Annotated in this window: 19 protein-coding genes; 4 read left to right on the top strand and 15 right to left on the bottom strand. The window is 67.0% G+C overall.

Annotated elements, in window-relative coordinates; all coding sequences use genetic code 11:
• Positions 1 to 102 precede the first annotated feature (102 nt).
• The 6 genes from ACIGJB_RS05810 to ACIGJB_RS05785 all read right to left on the bottom strand — a co-directional run bounded on the left by ACIGJB_RS05810 (position 103) and on the right by ACIGJB_RS05785 (position 5,597).
• A complete protein-coding gene (locus ACIGJB_RS05810; RefSeq protein ID WP_483731796.1) occupies positions 103 to 396 on the bottom strand; it encodes a DUF1330 domain-containing protein in 294 nt (97 codons plus the stop codon).
• Positions 397 to 478: 82 nt separating this feature from the next.
• Positions 479 to 1,348, bottom strand: coding sequence for a 3-deoxy-8-phosphooctulonate synthase (kdsA, locus tag ACIGJB_RS05805; protein ID WP_483731795.1), 870 nt, complete (start codon positions 1,346 to 1,348; stop codon positions 479 to 481).
• 26 nt (positions 1,349 to 1,374) lie between these two features.
• Entirely contained in the window at positions 1,375 to 3,027 is a 1,653-nt protein-coding gene (locus ACIGJB_RS05800; RefSeq protein WP_483731794.1) for a CTP synthase, read from the bottom strand.
• A 115-nt stretch (positions 3,028 to 3,142) separates the two neighbouring features.
• Entirely contained in the window at positions 3,143 to 3,949 is an 807-nt protein-coding gene (locus ACIGJB_RS05795; protein ID WP_483731793.1) for an alpha/beta fold hydrolase, read from the bottom strand.
• A 12-nt stretch (positions 3,950 to 3,961) separates the two neighbouring features.
• Positions 3,962 to 4,783, bottom strand: a complete 822-nt coding sequence (locus tag ACIGJB_RS05790; protein ID WP_483731792.1) for a proteasome-type protease — start codon at positions 4,781 to 4,783, stop codon at positions 3,962 to 3,964.
• A 136-nt stretch (positions 4,784 to 4,919) separates the two neighbouring features.
• Positions 4,920 to 5,597, bottom strand: coding sequence for a TetR/AcrR family transcriptional regulator (locus ACIGJB_RS05785; RefSeq protein ID WP_483731791.1), 678 nt, complete (start codon positions 5,595 to 5,597; stop codon positions 4,920 to 4,922).
• 109 nt (positions 5,598 to 5,706) lie between these two features.
• On the opposite strand from ACIGJB_RS05785, the gene ACIGJB_RS05780 reads away from it, so the two are divergent.
• Entirely contained in the window at positions 5,707 to 7,353 is a 1,647-nt protein-coding gene (locus tag ACIGJB_RS05780) for an acyl-CoA dehydrogenase family protein (RefSeq protein WP_483731790.1), read from the top strand.
• A 36-nt stretch (positions 7,354 to 7,389) separates the two neighbouring features.
• Positions 7,390 to 8,889: a class I adenylate-forming enzyme family protein gene (locus ACIGJB_RS05775; protein WP_483731789.1), complete on the top strand. Its 1,500-nt coding sequence runs from the start codon at positions 7,390 to 7,392 to the stop codon at positions 8,887 to 8,889.
• Between the two features lie 38 nt (positions 8,890 to 8,927).
• Here the strand turns inward: ACIGJB_RS05775 and ACIGJB_RS05770 are convergent, their stop codons facing one another.
• The 5 genes from ACIGJB_RS05770 to edd all read right to left on the bottom strand — a co-directional run bounded on the left by ACIGJB_RS05770 (position 8,928) and on the right by edd (position 15,079).
• Positions 8,928 to 9,767, bottom strand: a complete 840-nt coding sequence (locus tag ACIGJB_RS05770) for a transglutaminase family protein (protein WP_483732262.1) — start codon at positions 9,765 to 9,767, stop codon at positions 8,928 to 8,930.
• A 70-nt stretch (positions 9,768 to 9,837) separates the two neighbouring features.
• Positions 9,838 to 10,788: an alpha-E domain-containing protein gene (locus tag ACIGJB_RS05765; RefSeq protein WP_483731788.1), complete on the bottom strand. Its 951-nt coding sequence runs from the start codon at positions 10,786 to 10,788 to the stop codon at positions 9,838 to 9,840.
• 40 nt (positions 10,789 to 10,828) lie between these two features.
• Positions 10,829 to 12,304, bottom strand: a complete 1,476-nt coding sequence (locus tag ACIGJB_RS05760; RefSeq protein ID WP_483731787.1) for a circularly permuted type 2 ATP-grasp protein — start codon at positions 12,302 to 12,304, stop codon at positions 10,829 to 10,831.
• Positions 12,305 to 12,532: 228 nt separating this feature from the next.
• Positions 12,533 to 13,036 carry a gluconokinase gene (locus tag ACIGJB_RS05755; protein WP_483731786.1) on the bottom strand — a complete coding sequence of 168 codons (504 nt, stop codon included), beginning with the start codon at positions 13,034 to 13,036 and terminating at the stop codon, positions 12,533 to 12,535.
• A gap of 147 nt (positions 13,037 to 13,183) precedes the next feature.
• Positions 13,184 to 15,079 carry a phosphogluconate dehydratase gene (gene edd, locus ACIGJB_RS05750; RefSeq protein WP_483731785.1) on the bottom strand — a complete coding sequence of 632 codons (1,896 nt, stop codon included), beginning with the start codon at positions 15,077 to 15,079 and terminating at the stop codon, positions 13,184 to 13,186.
• Between the two features lie 209 nt (positions 15,080 to 15,288).
• Here edd and ACIGJB_RS05745 point away from each other — a divergent pair, with 209 nt between their 5' ends.
• On the top strand, positions 15,289 to 16,218 hold the full coding sequence (locus ACIGJB_RS05745; protein ID WP_483731784.1) for a MurR/RpiR family transcriptional regulator: 930 nt from the start codon (positions 15,289 to 15,291) through the stop codon (positions 16,216 to 16,218).
• Positions 16,219 to 16,228: 10 nt separating this feature from the next.
• Here the strand turns inward: ACIGJB_RS05745 and ACIGJB_RS05740 are convergent, their stop codons facing one another.
• The 4 genes from ACIGJB_RS05740 to ACIGJB_RS05725 all read right to left on the bottom strand — a co-directional run bounded on the left by ACIGJB_RS05740 (position 16,229) and on the right by ACIGJB_RS05725 (position 21,554).
• Positions 16,229 to 18,640: a DNA internalization-related competence protein ComEC/Rec2 gene (locus tag ACIGJB_RS05740; protein WP_483731783.1), complete on the bottom strand. Its 2,412-nt coding sequence runs from the start codon at positions 18,638 to 18,640 to the stop codon at positions 16,229 to 16,231.
• Between the two features lie 70 nt (positions 18,641 to 18,710).
• A complete protein-coding gene (locus tag ACIGJB_RS05735) occupies positions 18,711 to 19,559 on the bottom strand; it encodes a TatD family hydrolase (protein ID WP_483731782.1) in 849 nt (282 codons plus the stop codon).
• Between the two features lie 14 nt (positions 19,560 to 19,573).
• Positions 19,574 to 20,311, bottom strand: coding sequence for a lipoprotein-releasing ABC transporter ATP-binding protein LolD (lolD, locus tag ACIGJB_RS05730; RefSeq protein ID WP_483731781.1), 738 nt, complete (start codon positions 20,309 to 20,311; stop codon positions 19,574 to 19,576).
• Positions 20,304 to 21,554, bottom strand: coding sequence for a lipoprotein-releasing ABC transporter permease subunit (locus tag ACIGJB_RS05725; RefSeq protein ID WP_483731780.1), 1,251 nt, complete (start codon positions 21,552 to 21,554; stop codon positions 20,304 to 20,306). The genes lolD and ACIGJB_RS05725 overlap by 8 nt, the downstream gene beginning before the upstream one ends.
• A gap of 116 nt (positions 21,555 to 21,670) precedes the next feature.
• On the opposite strand from ACIGJB_RS05725, the gene ACIGJB_RS05720 reads away from it, so the two are divergent.
• Positions 21,671 to 22,771, top strand: coding sequence for a hypothetical protein (locus tag ACIGJB_RS05720; RefSeq protein ID WP_483731779.1), 1,101 nt, complete (start codon positions 21,671 to 21,673; stop codon positions 22,769 to 22,771).
• The last annotated feature ends 15 nt before the right edge of the window (positions 22,772 to 22,786 follow it).

Genomic DNA, 22,786 nt, shown 5'->3' with positions numbered 1-22,786 from the left:
GACTGTTGATTCTTGCTGCTGCGGATTACTGCAACCTGCTTGTGTCCCGGTCGTGTCAGGGCGATGTCACGCGCCCGGAAAAGGCAAAAAGGGCTTGCCGGCTCAGGCCACGCCCTCGACCACGATCATGTTCATGCGCGCCGCGTGCTCGCGTGCCTTGCGGGCCGCGAGGTAGGCCTCTCCGTCATGGAAGGCCCTGGCGGCATCGGTGCTCGGGAATTTCAGCACGACCACTCGGGTCGGCGCCCATTCCCCTTCAAGGTTTTCGGCCTTGCCGCCGCGCACCACTACTTCAGCACCATGGATCTGCATGGCCTTGCTGGAGAGCACCTTGTATTCCTCGTACTGCTGGGGATCGGTTACGTCGACGTACGCGATGATATAGCCCGCGGCCATGCTGTATCTCCGGATGTTTTGTATGGTCTTTCGATACGGCTTGTCACGGCCGGCCCAGCGGCGGTGACAAGCCGGGGCCTGCTCAGGCGCAGGCGGGCCAGCCGAAGTTGTCTTCGAGGAAGCCGGCGCGCTTGGTCAGCGCGTCGAGGTCCCTGAGCACGGCCAGCAGTTCCTTCATGCGCGACAGCGGCACCGCGTTCGGGCCATCGGACATGGCCTTGCTCGGGTCCGGGTGCGTTTCCATGAACAGTCCGGCGATACCGGTGGCCACGGCGGCACGCGACAGCACCGGCACAAACTCGCGCTGGCCGCCGGAACTCGTGCCCTGCCCGCCCGGCAACTGCACCGAGTGGGTGGCGTCGAACACCACGGGCGCGCCGGTCTCGCGCATGATCGCGAGCGAGCGCATGTCCGAGACCAGGTTGTTGTAGCCGAAGGACACACCGCGCTCGCAGGCCATGAAGACGTCGTCCGGCAGGCCGGCTTCGCGTGCGGCGTCGCGGGCCTTGTCGATCACGTTCTTCATGTCGTGCGGCGCCAGGAACTGGCCCTTCTTGATATTCACCGGCTTGCCGCTCTGGGCGCAGGCACGGATGAAATCCGTCTGGCGGCACAGGAAGGCCGGCGTCTGCAGCACGTCGACCACGGCCGCCACCGGCTTGACCTCGTCGATCTCGTGGATGTCGGTCAGCACCGGCACGCCGATCTCGCGCTTCACGGTCGCCAGGATCTCCAGGCCCTTTTCCATCCCCAGGCCGCGGAACGACTTGCCTGATGAACGGTTGGCCTTGTCGAACGACGACTTGTAGATGAACGGGATGCCCAGCTCGCCGGTGATCGCCTTCAGCTCGCCGGCGGTATCCAGCGCCATCTGCTCGGACTCGATCACGCACGGGCCGGCGATCAGGAAGAACGGTTTGTCGAGGCCAGCCTCGAATCCACAGAGTTTCATGACAGTCTCCTGCTCGGCGCCCGGCTTCAGGCGCCCTTGCGCTGCTGACCGGCCAGCGCGGCTTCGACGTAGGCCTTGAACAGCGGATGGCCGTCACGCGGCGTGGAGGTGAATTCCGGGTGGAACTGCACGCCGACGAACCACGGGTGCATCGACTCCGGCAGTTCCATCATCTCGGGCAGGTTCTCGGTCGGGGTGCGCGCGGAGATCACCATGCCGGCGTTTTCGAGCGTCGGCACGTAGTGGTTGTTGACCTCGTAGCGGTGGCGGTGACGCTCGTTGACCTCGGCACCGTAGATCGACGACGCCTTGGTGCCTTCGTTCACCGGCACGCGTTGCGCGCCCAGGCGCATGGTGCCGCCCAGGTCGGAATCCGCCGAACGCTGTTCGACCTTGCCTTCGCGGTCGACCCATTCGGTGATCAGCGCGACCACCGGGTGTTCGGTTTCCAGGTTGAACTCGGTCGAGTTGGCGTCGGCCATGTTGGCTACGTGGCGCGCAAACTCGATCACGGCCAGCTGCATGCCCAGGCAGATGCCCAGGTACGGCACCTTGTTCTCGCGGGCGTACTGGATTGCGCGGATCTTGCCTTCCGTGCCGCGCTTGCCGAAGCCGCCCGGCACCAGGATGGCGTCAAGCGGAGCCAGCACTTCCAGGTGGCCCGATTCCAGTTCCTCGGAATCGATATATTCGATGTTCACGCGCGTGGCAGTGTGCATGCCGGCGTGGCGCAGCGCTTCGATCAGCGACTTGTACGACTCGGTCAGGTCGACGTACTTGCCGACCATGCCGATGGTGATCTCGTGCTGCGGGTTTTCCTGCGCGTTCACCAGCTTCTGCCACATCGACAGGTCGGCCGGCTTCGGATCCAGGCGCAGCTCTTCGCAGATCAGGCGGTCGAGGCCCTGCTCGTTGAGCATCTGCGGGATCTTGTAGATGCTGTCGGCATCCCACACCGAAATCACGGCGTCCTGCGGGATGTTGGCGAACAGCGAAATCTTGGCGCGCTCGTCGTCCGGGATCGGGCGGTCGGCGCGGCACAGCAGCGCCGTCGGCGAGATGCCGATTTCGCGCAGCTTCTGCACCGAGTGCTGGGTCGGCTTGGTCTTCAGCTCGCCGGCGCTGGCGATAAACGGCACCAGCGTCAGGTGCACGAACGCGCAGCGGTTGCGGCCCATGCGCAGGCTCATCTGGCGCGCGGCTTCGAGGAACGGCAGCGATTCGATGTCACCCACGGTGCCGCCGATTTCCACCAGCGCCACGTCGGCCTTGCCGTCGTGCGAGGCCGCAGCGCCCTTCTCGATGAAGGCCTGGATCTCGTTGGTGATATGCGGGATCACCTGCACGGTCTTGCCCAGGTATTCGCCGCGGCGCTCCTTGCGGATCACCGATTCGTAGATCTGGCCCGTGGTGAAGTTGTTCGACTTGCGCATCTTGGCCGAGACGAAGCGCTCGTAGTGGCCGAGATCGAGGTCGGTTTCCGCACCGTCTTCCGTGACAAACACCTCGCCATGCTGGAAGGGGCTCATCGTGCCGGGATCGACGTTGATGTAGGGATCTAGCTTGAGGAGGGTGACTTTGAGGCCGCGCGACTCGAGAATGGCCGCGAGCGAAGCAGCAGCGATGCCCTTGCCGAGAGAAGAGACGACGCCACCGGTGACGAAGACGAATTTGGTCATAAACCGAGCTTGCCGGGGAAATCGGGATTATACATGAGACCCCGTTCCCCGCAGGCCCGGAAATTGTGACACCGGCAGGTCGACAACGCGTCTGCGGCGCATTCGCCGCTTGTGCTCAGCGGCCTTCGCGCCGCATCCCGGCGATCAGTTCGCGGATCAGTTGCGCCGTTTCCCCGGGCCGCTCCATCGGGTAAAGATGGCCGCCCTCGATGAAGCGCAGATTCTCGCCGACCAGCTTGCGCGTGGCGGACAGCCCACATTGCCGCACCTCGCGCGAACGCGTGCCGGCCACGAATCCGACCGGCACCGGCGCGCCGCGCGCCACCTTGCGGCCCAGGCTGGTCGGCAGCGTGCGATAGATCCAATATTCCACCTCGCGGTTGAAGCGCAGTTGCCGCTCGTCGTCCTTGCCGGTGGGCTCGGTCCCATGCAGCGCATAGTCGCGCAGCATGTCCTGGTCCCAGATCGCGAAATTGGGCTTGGCGCGGAAATGCTCCCACACCGCCTCCGTATCCGGCCAGTGCGTGCGCCGGTTCCTGGTCACCGCGGCCGGCCCCGGCTTCTCGTCCATGCCCAGCAGCTGCGCGGTCTTCAACAGCGATGCACGCCAGCCCGCGATGATCGGCGAATCGAGCATCACCACGCCACGCACCCATTCGGGGCGCCGCAGCGCGGCCATCAGCGACAGGAAGCCGCCCAGCGAATGCCCCACCAGCCACACCGGCTCGCGGTACTGGTGCTGCAGCGAATCGAGCAACTCTTCGACAAGATGCGGCCAGCCGCGCGTCACCGGGTACTCGGCCCGGTGGCCGTAGCGCTCCACGGCGCGGAATTCGAAATCGCCTTCCAGCTCGGCGAACAGCTTCCGGTACGTCGGCACCGGAAAGCCATTGGCATGGGAGAAATGAATGATCTCGCGCATTGTCTGGCCCACTCAGTCCTGGGTGCGCGAGCGCTCACGCGTGGCACGCACCGGTTGCCCCCAGAGGTCGGCCTCGCCCGTGCGCGCCAGCGGGAATTCCGCTTCGCGCTTGGCATCCCATTCGGGGTCGCTGATCTCGCCGAACACCTGGCGCAGGCGATGTCCCCAGGTGTCGCGGATCATACGGAAATACGCGTTGCGCTCGTCGATATTGACGAAGTGCGTAACCTGCAGCGTGTCAGCTTCGTAGACCAGCAGATCGAGCGGCAGGCCAACCGAGATATTCGATTTCAGCGTCGAATCCATCGAAATCAGCGCGCACTTCGCCGCCTCGCCAAGCGGCAGCGAAGGGTGCACCACACGGTCGATAATCGGCTTGCCGTACTTGGCTTCACCGATCTGGAAATAGCAGTTCTCGGGCATGGCCTCGACGAAATTGCCGGCCGCGTAGACATTGAACAGCCGCACGCGCTCGCCGCCGATCTGGCCGCCAAAGATCAGGCTGACGTTGAAATCGATGCCGGCATCGCGCAACGCATGGGCATCGCGCTTGTGCACCTGGCGCACGGCATCGCCGACGATGGACGCGGCCTCGAACATATCGCGCGCGGTCCACAGCGAGCGCTTCTCGTCGCGCGCCTCGGCCAGGCACTGGCGCACCGACTGGCTGATGGCCAGGTTGCCGGCAGTCAGCAGCACCATCACGCGGTCGCCGGGCTCTTCGAACACCGTCATCTTGCGCGCGGTGGATATCGCATCGACACCGGCATTGGTGCGCGAATCGGAAAGAAACACCAGGCCGGCGTCGAGCTGCATGGCAACACAATAAGTCATGGTCTTGTCGGGTTCACCTGGAACCGTGCGGGGTAGCAGCGGGAATTCTAGCGCCCCGCGGACGTCCTGCGGCACGGGCGCCGCCAGATTCGAGGCCGTGTTCGGATTTGGGGCGTACCAGCGGACACCGGCGCGCTCAGCCGTCAAACCGGTGCAACCGGTAGGCCAGCGGCGCCACCACGGACAGGTAGCCATGCACCGCGGTGCGCAGCATGCGCTGCATGACCTGAGGATCCGGCGGCAGCATTGAGGTCATCAGCGACTGGGAAACCAGGCTATAGGTCATCGCATGCGCGGCAAACGCGGCCTCGTCCATGGCGGCATCGACCGGCCAGTCGACCCCGGCGCCCAGTGCCCGCGTCCATAGCTGGACGAACTCCACGTAAAGACCCCGGAACGCCTCGACGCCGGACACCTTGCGCTCCAGCAGGAACAAGGCCGCCCACTGTTCGGGTTCGGCCAGCGGCGCCCCGCACTGGGCCTCCAGCAGGGCATTGACCCGATCGGGCAGCGCCTGCCCGCGCGTGGCTTCGATACTCGCGCTCATGGCCAATGCGATGTCCTTGATGCGCAGATGGATGCAAACCGCGGCCAGGGCCTCTTTGCTGGAGAAATATTCGTAGAAGCTCCCGATCCCCACGCCGGCCAAAGCGATCACCTGGCGGATGCTGACGTTGTCATAGCCCTTCTCCACCAGCAACTGCACGAACGCTTCACGGATGGCATGCGCGGTGGCGCGGGCGCGCGACTGCGCGGGCTTGCGGCGCTGCGGACGATCTGGGGCACTTGGGGCACTTGGGGGCGCTGGCTTCATGTCGGCAAAACCCGAACACCGTCGGGCAGGCTCGTTTTTATACTCGTTGGCCATGCTGGCTGCCCTGCCTCAAGGAAGAGATGGGGGCCATCCCATCGGAGACACGCACATGAACCAGGGCACGCACGAAGTCACCAACGTCGTGACAGAGCTGCACGATTATAACGTCTACACCACCGACATCGCCCTGCAGGAAGCCGTGCGGCGTGCCGGCGGCGCGGACCACGAAACCGAGCTGACGGCCTACGGCGCGCGCCTGGGCACTGCCGAAACGCTGCGCCTGGCCGAAGACGCCAATCACTTCAAGCCCGAGCTGCATACCCATGACCGCCAGGGCCGGCGCATCGACAGGATCGAGTTCCATCCGGCCTGGCACGGCGTGATGCGGCTGGCGCGCGAGCAGAACCTCGTGTCGCAGCCGTTCTCCGACCCCCGCCCCGGCGCATGGGCCGCCTATGCCGCGGGCTTTTCGATGCACGGGCAGATCGAAGCCGGCTCGCAATGCCCCAACTCGATGACCTTTGCCTGCATCCCCGTGCTGCAGAAAGAGCCGGAGCTGTTCGCGCAGTTGGCGCCCAAACTCTATTCGCGCCGCTATGATGGGCGCGACATCCCGCTCGAGCAGAAGGACTCCATCCTGGTCGGCATGGGCATGACCGAAAAGCAAGGCGGCTCCGACGTGCGCGCCAACAGCACGCGCGCGGAGCCAGTGCGCGGTGAGGGCCGCGGCGGCGAATACGAGATCACCGGACACAAGTGGTTCTTCTCCGCGCCGATGTGCGACGCGCATCTTGTCGTGGCACGCACCGAGAGCGGCCTGTCCTGCTTCTTCGTACCGCGCTATCGCCCCGACGGCAGCAAGAATGCCATCCACATCCAGCGTCTGAAGGAGAAGATCGGCAACCGGTCCAACTCCAGCAGCGAAGTCGAGTTCCACGGCGCGTGGGGCCGCATGATCGGCGAAGAAGGCCGCGGCGTGCCGACCATCATCGAGATGGCCACCTACACGCGCCTGAACTGCGTGATGGGAAGCGCCGGGCTGATCCGCCAGTGCCTGGTGCAGTCTCTGCACCACGCGCGCGGGCGCAGCGCGTTCGGCAAGCGCCTGGCAGAGCAGCCGCTGATGCGCAACGTGCTGGCCGACATGGCGCTGGAAAGCGAAGCCGCCACGCAGCTCATGATGCGCCTGACCGACGCCTTCGCCCTGGCTGCGCAAGATCCGCTGCAGCGCGCTTACCAGCGCATCGTGACGCCTGCCGCCAAGCTTTGGGTAGCCAAGCGCAGCATCGAATTGTCGGCCGAGGCGATGGAAGTATTTGGCGGCAACGGCTACATGGAGCAAAGCCCGGTGGGCCGGCTCTATCGCGAAGCGCCGGTGATCTCGATCTGGGAAGGCTCGGGCAACGTGATGGCGCTCGACATGCTGCGTGCGGTCAGCCGCGAACCCGATGCCATGCATGCGCTGCTCGCGGACCTGCACGGTGCATTTGCCGATGAAGCGCCATTGCGCGCGCAAGTGGCCGCGCTCGCCGACGCACTCGGCAAACCCGCCGAATCGCTGGAAGCCCAGGCACGCCGCCATGCCCAGCAACTGGTGCTGCTGGTGCAAGCGCGCCTGCTGCGCGAACATGCGCCGCAGGCCATGGCCGATGCTTTTATCGCCAGCCGCTTTGATGCGCAGTGGGGACGCATCTTCGGCATGCTGCCGGAAGGCACTCCGCACGAGTCGATCCTGGCACGCGCCTGGCCGGTATAAATCAACAACGAAAAAAATAGCGGAAGACAAGCCACCATGAATATCGTTGCGCTGTTTGACGGCAATGTCCGCAAGTACCCGGACAAGCCACTGCTGCGGTACGCCGGGCAATCGGTCAGCTACGCGGAAGCCGACGCGCTGTCGCGCCGCGCCGCCGCTGTATTGGCCGGCCAAGGCGTGCGAGCCGGCGACCGCGTCGCCATGATGTGTTTCAACACGCCGGGCTTTGTCGTGGCGATGCTGGGCGCGTGGCGACTGGGTGCGATCGTGGTGCCGGTCAACCACAAGATGCAGGCGCCGGAGGTCGATTACATCCTTGAACACGCCGCCGTGAAGGTATGCGTATTCGACGGTGCATTGGCACCGGTGATGGCACGGTTGCAAACGGCTGTCACGCTGTTGGCCACTGACAGCGTGCCGGAAGGCTATCGCAGCTTAGACGAGTTGATGGCCGCGGCCTTGCCCGCCGACATCAGCCGCGCCGTAGACGATGACATCGCCGAGATCCTCTACACCTCCGGCACGACCGGCAAGCCAAAGGGCTGCGTGCTCAGCCACCGCAACGTGTGCCAGGCCGCGCTGGCCACCGCGCTGGGGTTGTCGATGACGCGCGACGAGCGCACGCTGATGGCCATGCCGCTGTGGCATTCGTCGCCGCTCAACAACTGGTTCCTGGGCACCCTCTACGTGGGCGGCACCGTGATGCTGCTGCGCGAATACCACCCGCTGCATTTCCTGCAGGCCGCGCAGGACGAGCGCGCCACGCTGTATTTCGGCGCCCCGGTGTCCTACCTGCTGCCGCTGCAATCGGGGCTGGATGTCTCGTCATACGATCTTCGCTCGATCCGCGCGTGGATCTACGGCGGCGGCCCCATCGGCGCCGACACCGCGCGCCGGCTTGCCGACGCTTACCGGAGCGACCGCTTCTTCCAGGTCTTTGGCATGACCGAAACCGGTCCGTGCGGTACCGTGCTCTACCCCGAAGAACAGGTAACGAAGGCCGGCTCCATTGGCCGCGTAGCCACGCCCGGCGTCGACCTGCGCGTCGTCTGCGCCGACGGCAGCGAGGCCGGCACGAACGAGGTCGGGGAGATCTGGCTGAAAGCCGACTCGGTCATGCAAGGCTACCTCGGCAACAAGGCCGCCACCGACGCGGTGCTGCGGGACGGCTGGTACCGCAGCGGCGACCTGGCCCGGCGCGACGCCGACGGCTTCCTGTTCATCGTCGACCGCGCCAAAGACATGATCATCACCGGAGGTGAAAACGTCTACTCGAAGGAAGTCGAGGATGTGCTGCTCGCGCACGCCGACATTCAGGATGCCGCCGTGATTGGACGTCCGCATCCGGAATGGGGGGAAACGGTGGTGGGGATGATCGTGCCGAAGGCCGGCGCACAGCCGGACTCCGAAACGCTCAAGGCCTTCGTCGGCGAACGGCTGGCGCGCTACAAGGTGCCGCGCGAATTCCTGCTGTGCGAGCAGTTGCCGCGCACGCCTACCGGCAAGCTGATGAAGCATCTGCTGCGCACCAGCTAGGTGACGGACCGCACCCGCCCGGTGCGGCCCTGATCCCTTCAGTCGGTCAAGGGCGTGATAGCGATGTTCACCTGCAGGGTCTCGCCGCTGCCGCCTTCGAGAATGCCCCGTACCGGCGCAGCGGACTGGTAGTCTCGCCCCACTGCAAGCCGCACGTGCCGGTGATCCGTGACGCAACGATGCGTGACGTCGATGCTGCACCACAGATCCTGCCCTGCATCCAGGCAGACATCCGCCCAGGCGTGGCTGGCCAGTTCGGTGGCCGCCGGATCGTAGAAGTATCCGCTGACATAGCGCGCGGGAATGCCGAACGCGCGGCACGCGGCCACCATCACTTGCGCCTGGTCCTGGCAAACCCCGCTGCCAAGATGGAACGCCTCGGCCGCGGAGGTGCCGACGTGCGTGGTGTTGGCGGCGTAACGCACGTGATCGGCGATGCCGCCGGCCAGCGCCAGCAGCGCCGGCACCTCGTGTCCGGATGCCAGGAACGGCGCGGCGAATGCCTGCATCTCCGGCGGAGCGGCGGTCAGCGGCGTGCCGCCCACGAAGTACAGCGGCGAGACCCGCGCCTCGCCCGCAGCGGCCCCATCGCGGAAGGCATGGTGCCCGTCGCGCCCTGCCTCATCATGCGCCGTCGTGACGTGGACTTCACCGATCGCCGTGATGGCAATGGTATCGGCCGGGCCCTTGACGGTGAAGTTATGGACGATATTGCCGAAGCCATCGCGCGCTTCGGAAAGGTTGCCAGGTGCCTGGAGTTCCCAGCCCTGCACGGCCTGCAGCGGCCCCGAGCGCGGCGCGAGCCGCAATTCGTGCACGCTGCGCCGCACCGGTTCCGCGTAGTGATAGACGGTCTGGTGATGAATCTTGTATTTCACGGTGTTTGGAAGGCCGCCGCGACGACTGCTGCACATGGTGCTCTCCGCGGCATTCGTACCCTACTGGGAATTAGGCCGCCAGCGGCACCAGGAAATCACGGCTGATGCCGTTGCCGAGGTCGCCGATGCGCTCCAGGAAGCTGGTCAGGAAAGCGTGCAGTCCGACAGCAAAAATGTCGTCGATGCGGGCATATTTCAGGTCGGCATGGAGTTTACCAGCCTGGCGCTCGGTCTCTCCCGATTGCTGGTTGCAGACCACCGCCAGGATGGCCACCACCTCATCCATGCTCGACACCAGCGAACGCGGCATGTCCGGGCGCAGGATCAACAGCTCGGCCACGCGCTGCGGCGTGATCACCGCGCGGTAGACCTTGCGGTAGACCTCGAAGCCCGACACCGAGCGCAGCACCGCGGCCCAGTGGTAGAAATCGTTCTGCTCGCGGTTGGAATCGGTGTCGTCCGAGCCCGACGCCTGGAACTTCACGTCGAGGATCCGCGCGGTGTTGTCGGCGCGCTCCAGGAACGTGCCGAGCCGCATGAAGTGGAAGGCGTCGTCCTTCAGCATGGTGCCGAACTGCACCCCGCGCGCCAGGTGCGAGCGGAACTTGACCCACTCGAAGAAGCGCGACGGGTCTTCCTGCAGTTCCCCGTCTGCGATGATGCGCTGCACATCGAGCCAGGTCGTGTTGACGGTTTCCCAGACCTCGGTCGTGAGCGAGCCGCGTACCGCGCGCGCGTTCTCGCGCGCCGCGCGCAGGCAGCTCATGATCGACGAAGGGTTGGTCATGTCGCGCACCATGAAGTCGATCACGTCGTCGCGCGTCAGCAGCCCGTACTTGTGGTCGAAGGCGCGAGTGAGTTCCGAGATGTCTAGCATGGCCCACCAGCCCTGCTCCGCCACTTCCGCGGACTGCGGCAGCAGCGAGGTCTGGTAGTTGACGTCCAGCATGCGCGCGGTATTCTCCGCGCGTTCGGTATAGCGGGCCATCCAGAAAAGATGGTCGGCGGTGCGGCTCAGCATGGAGTTCTCCTCGCAATGCGGTGGCGTGGTAACGAAGGGCTCATCGCTCCAGCACCCAGGTGTCCTTGGTGCCCCCGCCCTGCGAGGAATTCACCACCAGCGAACCTTCGCGCAATGCCACGCGCGTGAGCCCGCCCGGCACCATGCGCACCTCGCGCCCCGACAGCACGAACGGACGCAGGTCGATATGACGCGGTGCGATGCCTGCTTCGACATACGTCGGGCATGTCGACAACGCCAGCGTCGGCTGGGCGATGTACTGCTCGGGGCGCGACTTCACCACCTCGCGGAAGGTATCGATCTCCGCGCGCGTGGCCGCCGGCCCGACCAGCATGCCGTAGCCGCCCGCGCCATGGGTTTCCTTGACCACCAGTTCCGCCATGTTGTCGAGCACGTATTGCAGGTCGTCCGGGCGCCGGCACATATAGGTCGGCACGTTGTTGAGGATGGCCTCCTCGCCCAGGTAGAAGCGGATCATGTCGGGCACGTACGGATAGATCGACTTGTCGTCCGCCACACCGGTGCCGATGGCATTGCAGATGGTCACGTTGCCCGCGCGGTAGACCGACAGCAGCCCGGCCGCGCCGAGCGAGGAATCGTGCCGGAACACGAGCGGATCGAGGAAATCGTCATCCACGCGGCGGTAGATCACGTCGATGCGCTGCGGCCCCTGCGTGGTGCGCATGTAGAGATGGTCGTCCTCGACGAACAGGTCGCTGCCTTCGACCAGTTCGACGCCCATCTGCTGCGCCAGGAAGGCGTGCTCGAAATACGCCGAGTTGTACATGCCCGGTGTCAGCACGACCACGGTCGGATCGGCGATGGCCTGCGGCGAAACCCCGCGCAGCATGTCCAGCAGCAGGTCGGGATAGTGGGCCACCGGCGCGACGCGGTTGCGCGCGAACAGGTCTGGGAACAAGCGCATCATCATCTTGCGGTTTTCGAGCATGTACGACACGCCCGACGGTACGCGCAGGTTGTCTTCCAGCACGTAGAACTCGCCCTCGCCCGCCCGCACGACGTCGATGCCGGCCACGTGCGCGTAGACGTCGTGGGGCACGTCCAGGCCCAGCATCTCGGGGCGGTACTGGGCGTTGTTGTAGATCTGGTCCGGCGGGATCACGCCGGCGCGGATGATGTCCTGCCCGTGGTAGATATCGTGGATGAAGCGGTTCAGCGCCGCCACGCGCTGGCGCAGGCCCTTGTCCAGGGTCGCCCATTCGCTGGCCGGGAAGATGCGCGGGATCACGTCGAACGGAATGGTCCGCTCGGTGCCGCTGTTGGCTTCATCCTTGTCGCCGTAGACCGCGAACGTAATGCCCACGCGCCGGAAGATCAGGTCGGCCTCGGCGCGCTTGTTGGCCATGGTGTTCTCGGACTGCCGCGCGAGCCAGTCGGAGAATTGCCGGTAGTGCGGTCGTACCAGGCCACCCGGCAATGCCTGTCCCGCCTGGATGACGGTATTGCTCTCGCCATCCCGCCAATCCAGCATCTCGTCGAAAAAACGCGCCGCCATGATGACCCTTCCCTCCGTGAAATCGGGGGGCGTCCTGGTCGCCTGGCCTGCCGGTCTCCCACCGGAATCGCCGCCCCTTGTTTTTTGGCTCTACAGACTGTCGAGTGAACTGGCCCTTTCAGCATACTTGTGCCAGCGAAAGCCGCAAGTTTCCGCGATGGCGCGGCACGGAAACGGGTGAAGCAAGATGCCTGCCAGGGTGACTGCAGGCGCGCGTGCGGGAGTGGGTCAGCGCGCGGTGGCGCGGTGGCGTCCGCCGTCGTCGAGGATGGCCTGCACCAGCGCCTCCGGCGTTTGCCGGATATCGAGCACCAGCGCACCTTCGGGTTCTTCGAGGGTATCGAGCTGGCTCTGCAGCAATGCGGGGTTGAAGAAGTGGTCCGTGCGAGCGGACAGGCGCGAGCCGATCACCGACGCGTCGCCCTTCATGTAGACGAAGGTCACGCCGCCGTCCGGCGGCGTCAGCCGGTCGCGATACACCTGGCGCAGCGCGGAGCAGGTGAACACGTGGGTCCGGCCCTCGGCCCGCGCGGCATCGATGGCTGCGCGCATGGCCGCCAGCCACGGCCAGCGGTCCTCGTCGGTTAGCGGGATGCCCGCGTGCATCTTGGCCTTGTTGGCGGCGCTGTGGAATTCGTCCGCGTCATGGAACGCGCAGCCCAGGCGTTGCGCCAGCATTTCGCCAACCGTGGATTTGCCGCTGCCGGAAACGCCCATCAGGATATAGATCATGTCTGCTCCATCGATCATGGTGTCGGATGGTTTGCCCCATCCTTGTCGGTAGCCTGGGCGCCGGCTGGCGGCGCGCAGGTGCCCGGCTGGCGGCTGGCACCGGCCGGGAGGAATCGAGTCAATCGGATGAAACGGGCCTTGGCCCGGCTATTGTGCGACGGAATGCGCCGCCGTGGCAGTTCCGGGCGCGACGGCCGCCGGCATGGCGTCGGCCTCGGACAGGTCGAGTGCGCTGCCGCCCTCTTCCGCCATGCGCGCGTGGCGCCGGAACAGGCCGAACAGGCCGCGGCCCATGCTGAACCGGGCGAAATCATCGGCCGGCGCTGGCGCGACGGGGCGCGCCGCGAATTCGGCCGGATCACCGAGCCAGGCAAGCGTGCCCGCAACGGCGTCCATGCGCACCAGGTCGCCGTCGCGCACGCGCGCCAGCGGTCCGCCGGCCAATGCCTCGGGGCCCATGTGGATCACCGCGGGGACCTTGCCGGACGCGCCGGACATGCGGCCATCCGTGACCAGCGCCACGCGGTGCCCCGCATCCTGCAGCGCACCCAGCACGGGCGTCAGGCGATGCAGTTCTGGCATGCCGTTGGCATTGGGCCCCTGGAAACGGACCACGGCCACCACGTCGCGGTTCAACTCCCCCGCTTCGAAGGCCGCTTGCAGGGCCTCCTGCGAATCGAACACGCGCGCCGGCGCCTCGACCACGCGGTGTTCGGGCGCCACGGCGGACACCTTGATCACGCCGCGGCCCAGGTTGCCCTGCATCAGGCGCAGGCCACCCTCGTCGGAGAACGGCTCGGCCGCCGTGGCGAGGACCTGCGCGTCGCCGCTGGTCTTGGCGCCATCGCGCCACTGCAGGACGCCGTCGACCAGCACCGGCTCCTGCGTGTAGCGCGCCAGGCCAGGGCCGGCCACGGTCTGCACGTCCTCGTGCACCAGTCCGGCCTCCAGCAGCTGGCGAATCACGTAGCCCACGCCGCCCGCGGCGTGGAAGTGGTTCACGTCCGCCGAGCCGTTCGGATAGACGCGCGCCAGCAGCGGCGTGATGCGGGACAGGCGGTCAAAGTCATCCCAGTCGATCAGCACACCCGCCGCGCGCGCCATGGCGACGAGATGGATGGTGTGGTTGGTGGAACCGCCGGTGGCCAGCAGGCCGACCATCGCGTTGACGATGGCGCGCTCGTCGACGATGCGCGCCATCGGCAGGTACTCGCCGCCGCGTGCCGACAGGGCCAGCGCGCGCTGCGCCGCCGCCGCGGTCAGCGCGTCGCGCAGGCCGCTGTCCGGGTGGACGAAGGCCGCGCCGGGCAGGTGCAGGCCCATGATTTCCATCAGGAACTGGTTGCTGTTGGCGGTGCCGTAGAAGGTGCAGGTGCCCGCGCTGTGATAGGCCTCGCACTCGGCTTCGAGCAGCGCGTCGCGGCCGACCTGGCCGGTGGCGTAGAGCTGGCGCACGCGCGCCTTCTCCTTGTTCGGCAGGCCGCTTGCCATCGGCCCGGCCGGCACGAATACGACCGGCAGGTGGCCGAACTGCAGCGCCCCCATCACCAGGCCCGGGACGATCTTGTCGCAAACGCCCAGCATCACGGCGGCGTCGAACGTGTTGTGCGACAGGGCCACCGCCGTGCTCATGGCAATGGCATCGCGCGAAAACAGCGACAGTTCCATGCCGGGGTTGCCCTGCGTGATGCCGTCGCACATCGCCGGCACGCCGCCGGCGACCTGCGCCACGGCGCCGACCGCGCGTGCCGCTTCACGGATCACGCCGGGATAGCGCTCGTATGGCTGGTGCGCGGACAGCATGTCGTTGTAAGCGGTCACGATGCCGAGGTTGGCCGCATGCTCGACGCGCAGCTTGAGCTTGTCGTGCGCCGGCAGCGCAGCAAAGCCGTGGGCCAGGTTGGCGCATGACATGCCGCGCAGCGGGCCCAACTCTGCCTGCGCCCGTTCGCAGCGCGCCAGATAGGCCTGCCGGCTGGCGCGGCTGCGCTCGGCGATGCGCCGGGTCACGGCAAGGATTTCGGCATGGACGGCGTGGGGCATGGCTGGACGTTCCTGTGGGCCTGTAGATTTTCTACATTATAGCGATACAAGAATCACGCAAGCAGCCTCCTTGAGATCACAAATATCATGAAATCCATGAAATACGGGAAATCCCTAGCGCAATTTCACAGCCACCCCTCGGCTCCGCAAAGCCACAACGCTGTAGAATATCTACATTCAGATCCTGCCAGCCACGCTCCGCCACCGTCATGCGCGACCGAATCCTTGCCGTCTACGACACGCTCCGTCCGTCCGAACGCCGCCTGGCCGACTATGTCGCGCGCCACGGCGCCAGCGTGATCCGGCTTTCCATGCCGGAACTGGCCGAGCGCGCCGGCGTGTCGCAACCCACCATCGCGCGCTTCTGCGCGGCGCTGGGCTATGACGGATTCCGCGAATTCAAGCTGCAGTTCGCGCAAAACGTAGGCGGCGGCACGCCCTTCGTCCACCAGGACGTGAAGCCGGACGATGGCCCGGCCGACATTGCCGGCAAGGTATTCGACCGCACCATCGCCACGCTCATGAGCGTGCGCAATGCGCTGTCGGCGGACCAGGTCGAGCACGGCATCCGCCTGCTGGCCGCCGCGCGCCGCATCGAGTTCTATGGCTGCGGCAATTCGGGCATCGTCGCGCTCGACATCCAGCACAAGTTCTTCCGCCTGGGCATGCCCACCACGGCTTACTCCGATCCGCATGTGTTCAGCATGTCCGCCGCGCTGCTCGGGCCCGGCGATGTCGCCGTGCTGGTTTCGAACAGTGGCCGTACGTGGGACATGCTGACTGCCGCCACGCTGGCCCGCTCCAGCGGCGCGAGCGTGCTGGCGCTGACGCATAGCGGCTCGCCGCTGGCCAAGCTGGCCGATGTCTGCGTGTTCTCCGACGTGGAAGAGGACAGCGAAGTCTATACGCCCATGACGTCGCGCATCTGCCACCTCGTGCTTGGCGACGTGCTGGCGGCCGGCGTGGCGCTGGAACGCGCGGATGCTGTCGCGGCGGGACTGCAGCGTGCCAAGGCCCATCTGCGCGAGCGCCGCATCGGCGGCGCGGAGCCCGCCCGGGCGCCGCAGGAAGCGGATGCGCCATCGCCACCGACCAGCCGCAAGACAGCCGCGCGGTCTCGCTCTCGCACCGCCCACTGACATACCCCGGCTATCGCGGCGCCTCCGGCGCGTCGCGCCAGTAGCGACGCTCCACCTGGCGGAACGCGGCCAGCGAATAGCCTTCGCCATGCGTGTCCATGTTGACCGCGCCGGTTTCGTCCGTGCGGTAGCGCTGGATGCCCGCATCGCCATAACGCGCCCACACCTCGCCACGCGGATGCTGGTAGCGGTTGCGATAGCCAAGCTGGAACACCGCCGCATCGGGCCTGACCGCCGCCAGCCACGCCGGACCCGACGATGTGCCACTGCCGTGGTGCGGCACGACCAGGACATCGGCACGCAGCAACTCCGCGGGCAGCCGCTCGGCTAGCTCGCGTTCCTCTGCGCGTCCGATATCACCGGTCAGCAACAGGCTGCTGCGGCCATTGCCCACCCGCAGCACGCAGCTGCGCGCATTGCTGCCCACCGCTGCATCGCGCGACTGCTCGACGGCTGGATGCAACACCGTGAACTGCACGCCATCCCATTCCCAGCGCTGGCCCGCATGGCACGGCGTCCATTCGGCCTCGCCAAGCAGCACGTGTCCCGCCGGGGCGGCCGTTGATTTCGCATCGACCGTCACCGCCTCCACGACATGCCGCGCGCCGCCAGCGTGATCGATATCCTCGTGGCTGACCATCAGGTGGTCTAGCTTGCGTACTCCAGCCGCGCGCAGGTAGGGCAGGATCACGTGCGTCCCCGCACTGCCGCCCGAGGCATAGGCTGGCCCGGCGTCATACAACAAGGCATGGGTGCGCGTGCGCACCAGTACGGCGGTACCCTGCCCCACGTCAAGCATCACCGCGCGGAAATCTCCGGGCGCAATGTCATCGCCGCGTGCAAACACCATGGGCAACGTCAACAGCAGCCCATGCAGCCTTATGCGCAAACCGAACGCCGCCGGCGCCAGCAGCGCGAAGGTGCCCGCAACGGCCAAAGCGGTCTCCAGCACGCCGGCCTGCGCGGTTTCCCAGACCGCCCATTCGAGCGAGGCCAGCCACCGCAGCAGCACCGCCAGCCATGCCAGCGCCTGATGCGCAATCGCCAGCAGCGGCCCGGCCAGGATGGGCGGCATCACCGCGCCCAGCAGCGCCAGCGGCGTGACCAGCATGCTGACCACAGGAATGGCGACGGCATTGGCTAGCGGGGAAATGACGGAAAACTGCCGGAACAGCAGCAGCGTGAGCGGAATTAGCCCAAGCGTGACGGCCCATTGCGTGCGCGCAGCGCTGGCCAGCGAGGCACGCATGCGCGGCCAGAAGCCGCTCACCGGCGTTTCGCGACGTGCCGCCGCCAGGAAGATCACGCCGACCGCGCCGAATGACAGCCAGAATCCCGGCTGCAGCACCGCCCACGGGTCCAGCAGCAGCGCGACGAACGCCGCCCACGCCAGCACCACCGACGCCGGCGGCGTGCGCGCGCCCCAGGCGGCAAGCGCGGCAATCGACAGCATCGCCACGGTGCGCAGTGCCGGGATCTGCAGACCGGCAATCAGCCCGTAGCCCAATCCTGCCAGCACCGCCGCCACGAGCCCCGCCTGCCGCGCCGGGCACCGCAACGGCAGCGGCCTGCGCAAGCGGCGCCCCAGGCCAAAGGAATGGCGCCACGCCCAGTGCATCAGCCCCGCGGCCATGCCGGCGATCATGGTGATATGCAATCCCGAAATGCTGATCAGGTGACCAGTGCCGGTTCGGTTGAACAGCAGCCAGTCTTCGCTGTCGATCCCGCGCTGGTCGCCGACGACCAGCGCCACCAGGACCGGCGCGAAGCGCGCGTCCGGCGGCAGCGCGGCACGAATACGGTCGCGCAGCGACGCACGCTGCGCCTCGATGCGCCACGCCAGCCGCTCATGGGCCGCATCCTGCGGGCCCTTGCGCACGCTGCGCACGTATCCCGTCGCGCCGTAGCCCTGCGCGAGCAGCCAGTACGCATAATCGAAGCCGTAAGGATTGGCCAGCCCGCGTGGACGGCGCAACCGCACCGTGAACAGGTAGCGCTGGCCCGGGCGTAGTTCAGGGGGCGCCTCGCGCCAGTTCAGGATGACGCGCTCCGGCACGCGTTCGCCGCGTGGCGCAGCTTCGATCGTGAAGGCAAAGCGTGCGCCTGGCGCAAGTTTGGCAGGCAAACCGGACACCACGCCTGACACCTCGATGTCGCGCGCCTCGCGCTCCGTCGCCAGCCAGTCGTCCATGCGCCATTGCGCGCGCCACGCGGACCAGCAAAAGCCCACGGCGCACCCCAGCAGCACCGCTGCCCCGCGCGCCAGCCAGCTTGCGGGGCGGCGCGGGAGCCGGGCTATGGCGAGCGCGCTCAGGGCAGCCAGCATAATCGCCGCCACGGCCAGCATGCCGGCCGCCGGCAAGGCGCCCTGCCGCTGCAAGGCCCAGCAGCCGGCCACGAAACCCAGCAGGATCAGGCGCACGAAGTTATCCCGGCAAGTCGAGAAGGTCCTTGTTGTACCTCCGCGTTGCCGGGAAAAGCTTGTCAGCGAGTCAGGAGTTGTTGTCGGCCGCGTTGCAGGGCGCCATCGCGTCGGCAAACGCGGCCAGGCGCGGCAGCGCTGCCACCGAGTTGCGCCACATGGCCTGCGCCAGCGCAGCGGGTTCCAGTCCGCGCAACTCGCCCAGCACGCCGGCGACGCCAGCCACTTCGGCGGGCGTGTTGCGAGCCTTGTGCTGCTCGCCGAACTGGTCATCGGACAGCCACGCGGGCGCGATGTCCGGCGCATCGGTCTCAAGCACCAGCGCCTCGAGCGGCAACTCGGCGGCCAGCCGGCGGATCTGCCGCGCGCGGCTGAAGGTCATGTTGCCGCCAAAGCCGAGCTTGAGCCCCTGGTCGATAAAGCGGCGCGCCTGCTCGTGGCTGCCGTTGAAGGCATGGGCAATGCCCTGCCGCACGCCCAGCTTGCGCAGCTGCGCGCCGACCTGGTCCTGCGACTTGCGCACGTGCAGCAGGACCGGCAGGTCGAACTCGCGCGCAATCTTCAATTGCTCGACATACAGCCAGGTCTGGTGTGCGGCATCGAGGCCGGCGACGAAGAAGTCGAGGCCGATCTCGCCGATGCCGACGAAACGCGGATCGCCGATCGACGCCGCGACCTCCCGGCGCAAGGCATCCACGTCCGCCTGCGCCGCGCCCGGCGAGCACAGCGGATGGATTCCCAGCGCATAGACACAGCGTGAATCGTCCCGCGCCAGCGCTCGCACCGCATCGAAGTTCGACACCGCCACGGCCGGCACCACGATGCCGGTCACGCCCGCGGCCGCGGCGGCGTCGGCCACCTGCCCGCGATCACGGTCGAATTCGCTGGCATCGAGATGGCAATGGGTGTCGATCCACATGGCTGCCGGAGGTATCAGCGCTCCTGGTGCAGGTGCCCGTCGCGCAGCCGCAGCACGCGGTCGCAACGGCTGGCAAGGTCCAGGTCGTGCGTCACGATGACAAAGCTCGTGCCCAGCGTGCGCGACAGTTCCAGCATCAGGTCGTACACGCCGCCCGCGGTGTGGTCGTCCAGGTTGCCGGTCGGCTCGTCGGCCAGCACGCAGGCCGGCTGCCCGACCAGCGCGCGCGCAATCGCCACGCGCTGGCGTTCGCCGCCGGACAGCTCGCCGGGGCGATGCTTCGCTCGGCCGCCCAGGCCAACGCGATCGAGCATGTTCTGCGCCGCGTCGCGCGCCGCCGACTGGTCCAGGCCACGGATGCGCATCGGCATGCCCACGTTGTCCAGCGCGGTGAATTCCGGCAGCAGGTGGTGGAACTGGTAGACGAAGCCGAGCGAGCGGTTACGCACGACATTGCGCTCGCGCTCGCGCAGCGCCGTGAACGGCTTGCCGTGCAGCGCCACGCGGCCCGCGTCGGGGTTGTCCAATCCGCCCAGCACATGCAACAGCGTGCTCTTGCCCGAGCCGGAGGCACCGACGATGGCCACCTTTTCGCCGGCGTCCACGCGCACGTCCACGCCCTTGAGAACTTCGACGTCGAGTCCGCCCTGCTGGAAACGCTTGAACAGGCCTTCGCCCATCAGCACCGGCGTGCCCGTGCGCGCCTGCGCGGTCACGGGGGAGGAATGCGATTGCAGCATGGCTTCACTCATAGCGCAGCGCCTCCGCCGGATTGACGCGGGCGGCGCGCCAGCTTGGGTAGAGCGTGGCCAGCGTGGCCAGCACGAAGGAAATGATGCCGATGGTGGCGATATCATTCACACGCGGGTCCGAAGGCAGTTCGCTGATGAAATAGATGTCGCGCGGCAGGAACTGCACGTGCAGCAGCCGCTCGATGAAGGGCACGATCACGTCGATATTGGTGGCGATCAGCGTCCCGCCGGCCACGCCCAGCAAGGTGCCGATAAAGCCGATGGCGACACCCTGCACGATGAAGATCTTCATGATCGAGCCCGGCTGCGCGCCCATGGTGCGCAGGATGGCGATGTCGGCCTGCTTGTCGGTGACCGTCATCACCAGCGTCGAGACCAGGTTGAACGCGGCCACGGCGATGATCAGCGTCAGGATGATGAACATCATGCGCTTCTCGGTCTGCACCGCGGCAAACCAGTTGCGGTTCTGCTTGGACCAGTCGCGCAGATAGAGCTCGCCGGACAGCGTGCCGGCCAGCTCATTGGCCACCTGCGGGGCCCGCTGCATGTCCACCAGCTTCAGGCGCACGCCGGTCGGGCCGCTCATGCGGAACAGGGTCTCGGCGTCGCGGATGTTCACCAGCGCCAGCGCGCTGTCGAATTCGAAATGGCCCGACGAGAACACGCCCACCACGGTGAACTGCTTCAGCCGCGGCAACACGCCGGCCGGCGTGATGGTGCCCTGCGGGGCCAGCAGCGTAATCTTGTCGCCGACCTGCACGCCCATCGCATTGGCCAGTTCGTTGCCCAGCGCGATGCCGAACTCGCCCGGCTGCAGGCTTTCCATATGGCCAGCCTTGAACTGTTTGCCGATGTCCGACACCTTCGGCTCCTCGGCCGGATCCACGCCGCGCAGCAGCACGCCGCGCACCGCGTCCTCGCGCGTCAGCATGGCCTGGGCCGCCACATAGGGGGCAGCGCCGATGACTTCCTTGTTCTGCATGGCTTCGGCCGCGGTGCGCTGCCAGTCGGGCAGCGCCGACGGGCCGATCACCTCGATATGCGACAGCACCGACAGCATGCGGTCGCGCACTTCCTTCTGGAAGCCGTTCATGACCGACAGCACCACGATCAGCGCGGCGACGCCGAGCGCGATGCCCAGCATCGAGATCATCGAGATGAACGATATGAACGTATTGCGGCTGGCGCGCTTGCTTGCGCGGGTATATCGCCAGCCAATCTGCCACTCGTAGGGAAATTTCAAGAGGGTTCCTGTTGTTTCGGAAAGGCGCCTGTGCCCGGAGACTGCCCGGTAGCCGGGAGCCCCGCACCACACTCGAGGCTGGCGCCGGCCAGCCGGAAGTTTACAATCTCGCCACCATGATGAGCCACCTGACCCTGATTGTGCCCTTTTCCGTCCCGCCCGGCGCCGGCGACGACGCCACGGACGATGTCGTGCCCGGCGCGCTGCTGCGGCAGTTGGAGTTGCCCGCGCTCGGAAAGTTGCTGACGCGGGCCACGCCCGGCCAGCGCGAGCGGCACGACGACCCGTGGCTGCGCAGCCTGCCGCACGAGCGCTGGCTGGCCGGCAAGGCCGGACTGGACACGGCCAGGGTGCCGATGGCGCCCTATATGCGGCTGGCCGACAGCGGTGGTGCCGCCCCGGCGGATCGCGAAGCCTGGACCTGCCTGGAACTGGTGCATATCCATGCCGCCCGCGACCATCTGGTGCTGATCCACCCCGACCAGTTGCGCGTGCGTGACGCCGAAGCCGCGTCGCTGCACGCCGCCATCGAGCCACTGCTGAGCGAAGCGGACATCACCCTCGAAGCGCCCTGTGCGGCACGCTGGTACTTGCCGGAAGCCGTGTTTGGCCCGCTCGACGCCACCACGCCGCTGCGCGCCACCGGCCGCAATATCGACATCTGGCTGCAGGAAGGCGCGCGCGCGCGCGACTGGCGCCGGCTGCAGAACGAAATCCAGATGACCTGGTTCGACCACCCGGTCAACCAGGCACGCGAGGCGGCAGGCGAACTGTCCATCAATTCCGTCTGGCTGTATGGCGGGGGCACGATGCAGCCCGTGCCCAGGCTGGCCGACACCGTCCTGGCCAGCGATCCGTTCCTGGCCGGCCTCGGGCTGGTCGGCGGCAGCCGCATCGCGGCCGTCCCCGCCGGATTTGCCGGCGTGCAATCCGATGGCGCAGTCATGGCGATGCTGGACAGCGCCACCGAGGCGCATATCGCCGAAGACTGGGGCCTGTGGATCGAACGCATGCACGCGCTCGACGCCGATTGGTTCGCCCCGGCCTTGCAGGCGCTTGGCGACGGCGGCATCGAGGCCATCACGCTGGTGCTCGGCGGCGAGAACCACTTCGCCGAATTCACCGTGCGCCGGGCCGACCTGCGCAAGTTCTGGCGCGGCATGGGCCAGCGCGGTGACTGGCGCGCGCTGCTGTCCGACCTCGCCTTCACCGCCTGACCCCGAATAAAGAAA

The sequence above is a fragment of the Cupriavidus sp. C2SS-8b genome (genome assembly GCF_057073745.1).
This window is presented reverse-complemented; position numbering and strand designations above follow the sequence as displayed.

Bases quoted from the DNA above. Each gene is read 5' to 3' on its own strand.
- ACIGJB_RS05810 (WP_483731796.1), bottom strand. From the start codon at position 396: ATGGCCGCGGGCTATATCATCGCGTACGTCGACGTAACCGATCCCCAG.
- kdsA (WP_483731795.1), bottom strand. From the start codon at position 1,348: ATGAAACTCTGTGGATTCGAGGCTGGCCTCGACAAACCGTTCTTCCTG.
- ACIGJB_RS05800 (WP_483731794.1), bottom strand. From the start codon at position 3,027: ATGACCAAATTCGTCTTCGTCACCGGTGGCGTCGTCTCTTCTCTCGGC.
- ACIGJB_RS05795 (WP_483731793.1), bottom strand. From the start codon at position 3,949: ATGCGCGAGATCATTCATTTCTCCCATGCCAATGGCTTTCCGGTGCCG.
- ACIGJB_RS05790 (WP_483731792.1), bottom strand. From the start codon at position 4,783: ATGACTTATTGTGTTGCCATGCAGCTCGACGCCGGCCTGGTGTTTCTT.
- ACIGJB_RS05785 (WP_483731791.1), bottom strand. From the start codon at position 5,597: ATGAAGCCAGCGCCCCCAAGTGCCCCAAGTGCCCCAGATCGTCCGCAG.
- ACIGJB_RS05780 (WP_483731790.1), top strand. From the start codon at position 5,707: ATGAACCAGGGCACGCACGAAGTCACCAACGTCGTGACAGAGCTGCAC.
- ACIGJB_RS05775 (WP_483731789.1), top strand. From the start codon at position 7,390: ATGAATATCGTTGCGCTGTTTGACGGCAATGTCCGCAAGTACCCGGAC.
- ACIGJB_RS05765 (WP_483731788.1), bottom strand. From the start codon at position 10,788: ATGCTGAGCCGCACCGCCGACCATCTTTTCTGGATGGCCCGCTATACC.
- ACIGJB_RS05760 (WP_483731787.1), bottom strand. From the start codon at position 12,304: ATGGCGGCGCGTTTTTTCGACGAGATGCTGGATTGGCGGGATGGCGAG.
- ACIGJB_RS05755 (WP_483731786.1), bottom strand. From the start codon at position 13,036: ATGATCTATATCCTGATGGGCGTTTCCGGCAGCGGCAAATCCACGGTT.
- edd (WP_483731785.1), bottom strand. From the start codon at position 15,079: ATGCCCCACGCCGTCCATGCCGAAATCCTTGCCGTGACCCGGCGCATC.
- ACIGJB_RS05745 (WP_483731784.1), top strand. From the start codon at position 15,289: ATGCGCGACCGAATCCTTGCCGTCTACGACACGCTCCGTCCGTCCGAA.
- ACIGJB_RS05735 (WP_483731782.1), bottom strand. From the start codon at position 19,559: ATGTGGATCGACACCCATTGCCATCTCGATGCCAGCGAATTCGACCGT.
- lolD (WP_483731781.1), bottom strand. From the start codon at position 20,311: ATGAGTGAAGCCATGCTGCAATCGCATTCCTCCCCCGTGACCGCGCAG.
- ACIGJB_RS05720 (WP_483731779.1), top strand. From the start codon at position 21,671: ATGATGAGCCACCTGACCCTGATTGTGCCCTTTTCCGTCCCGCCCGGC.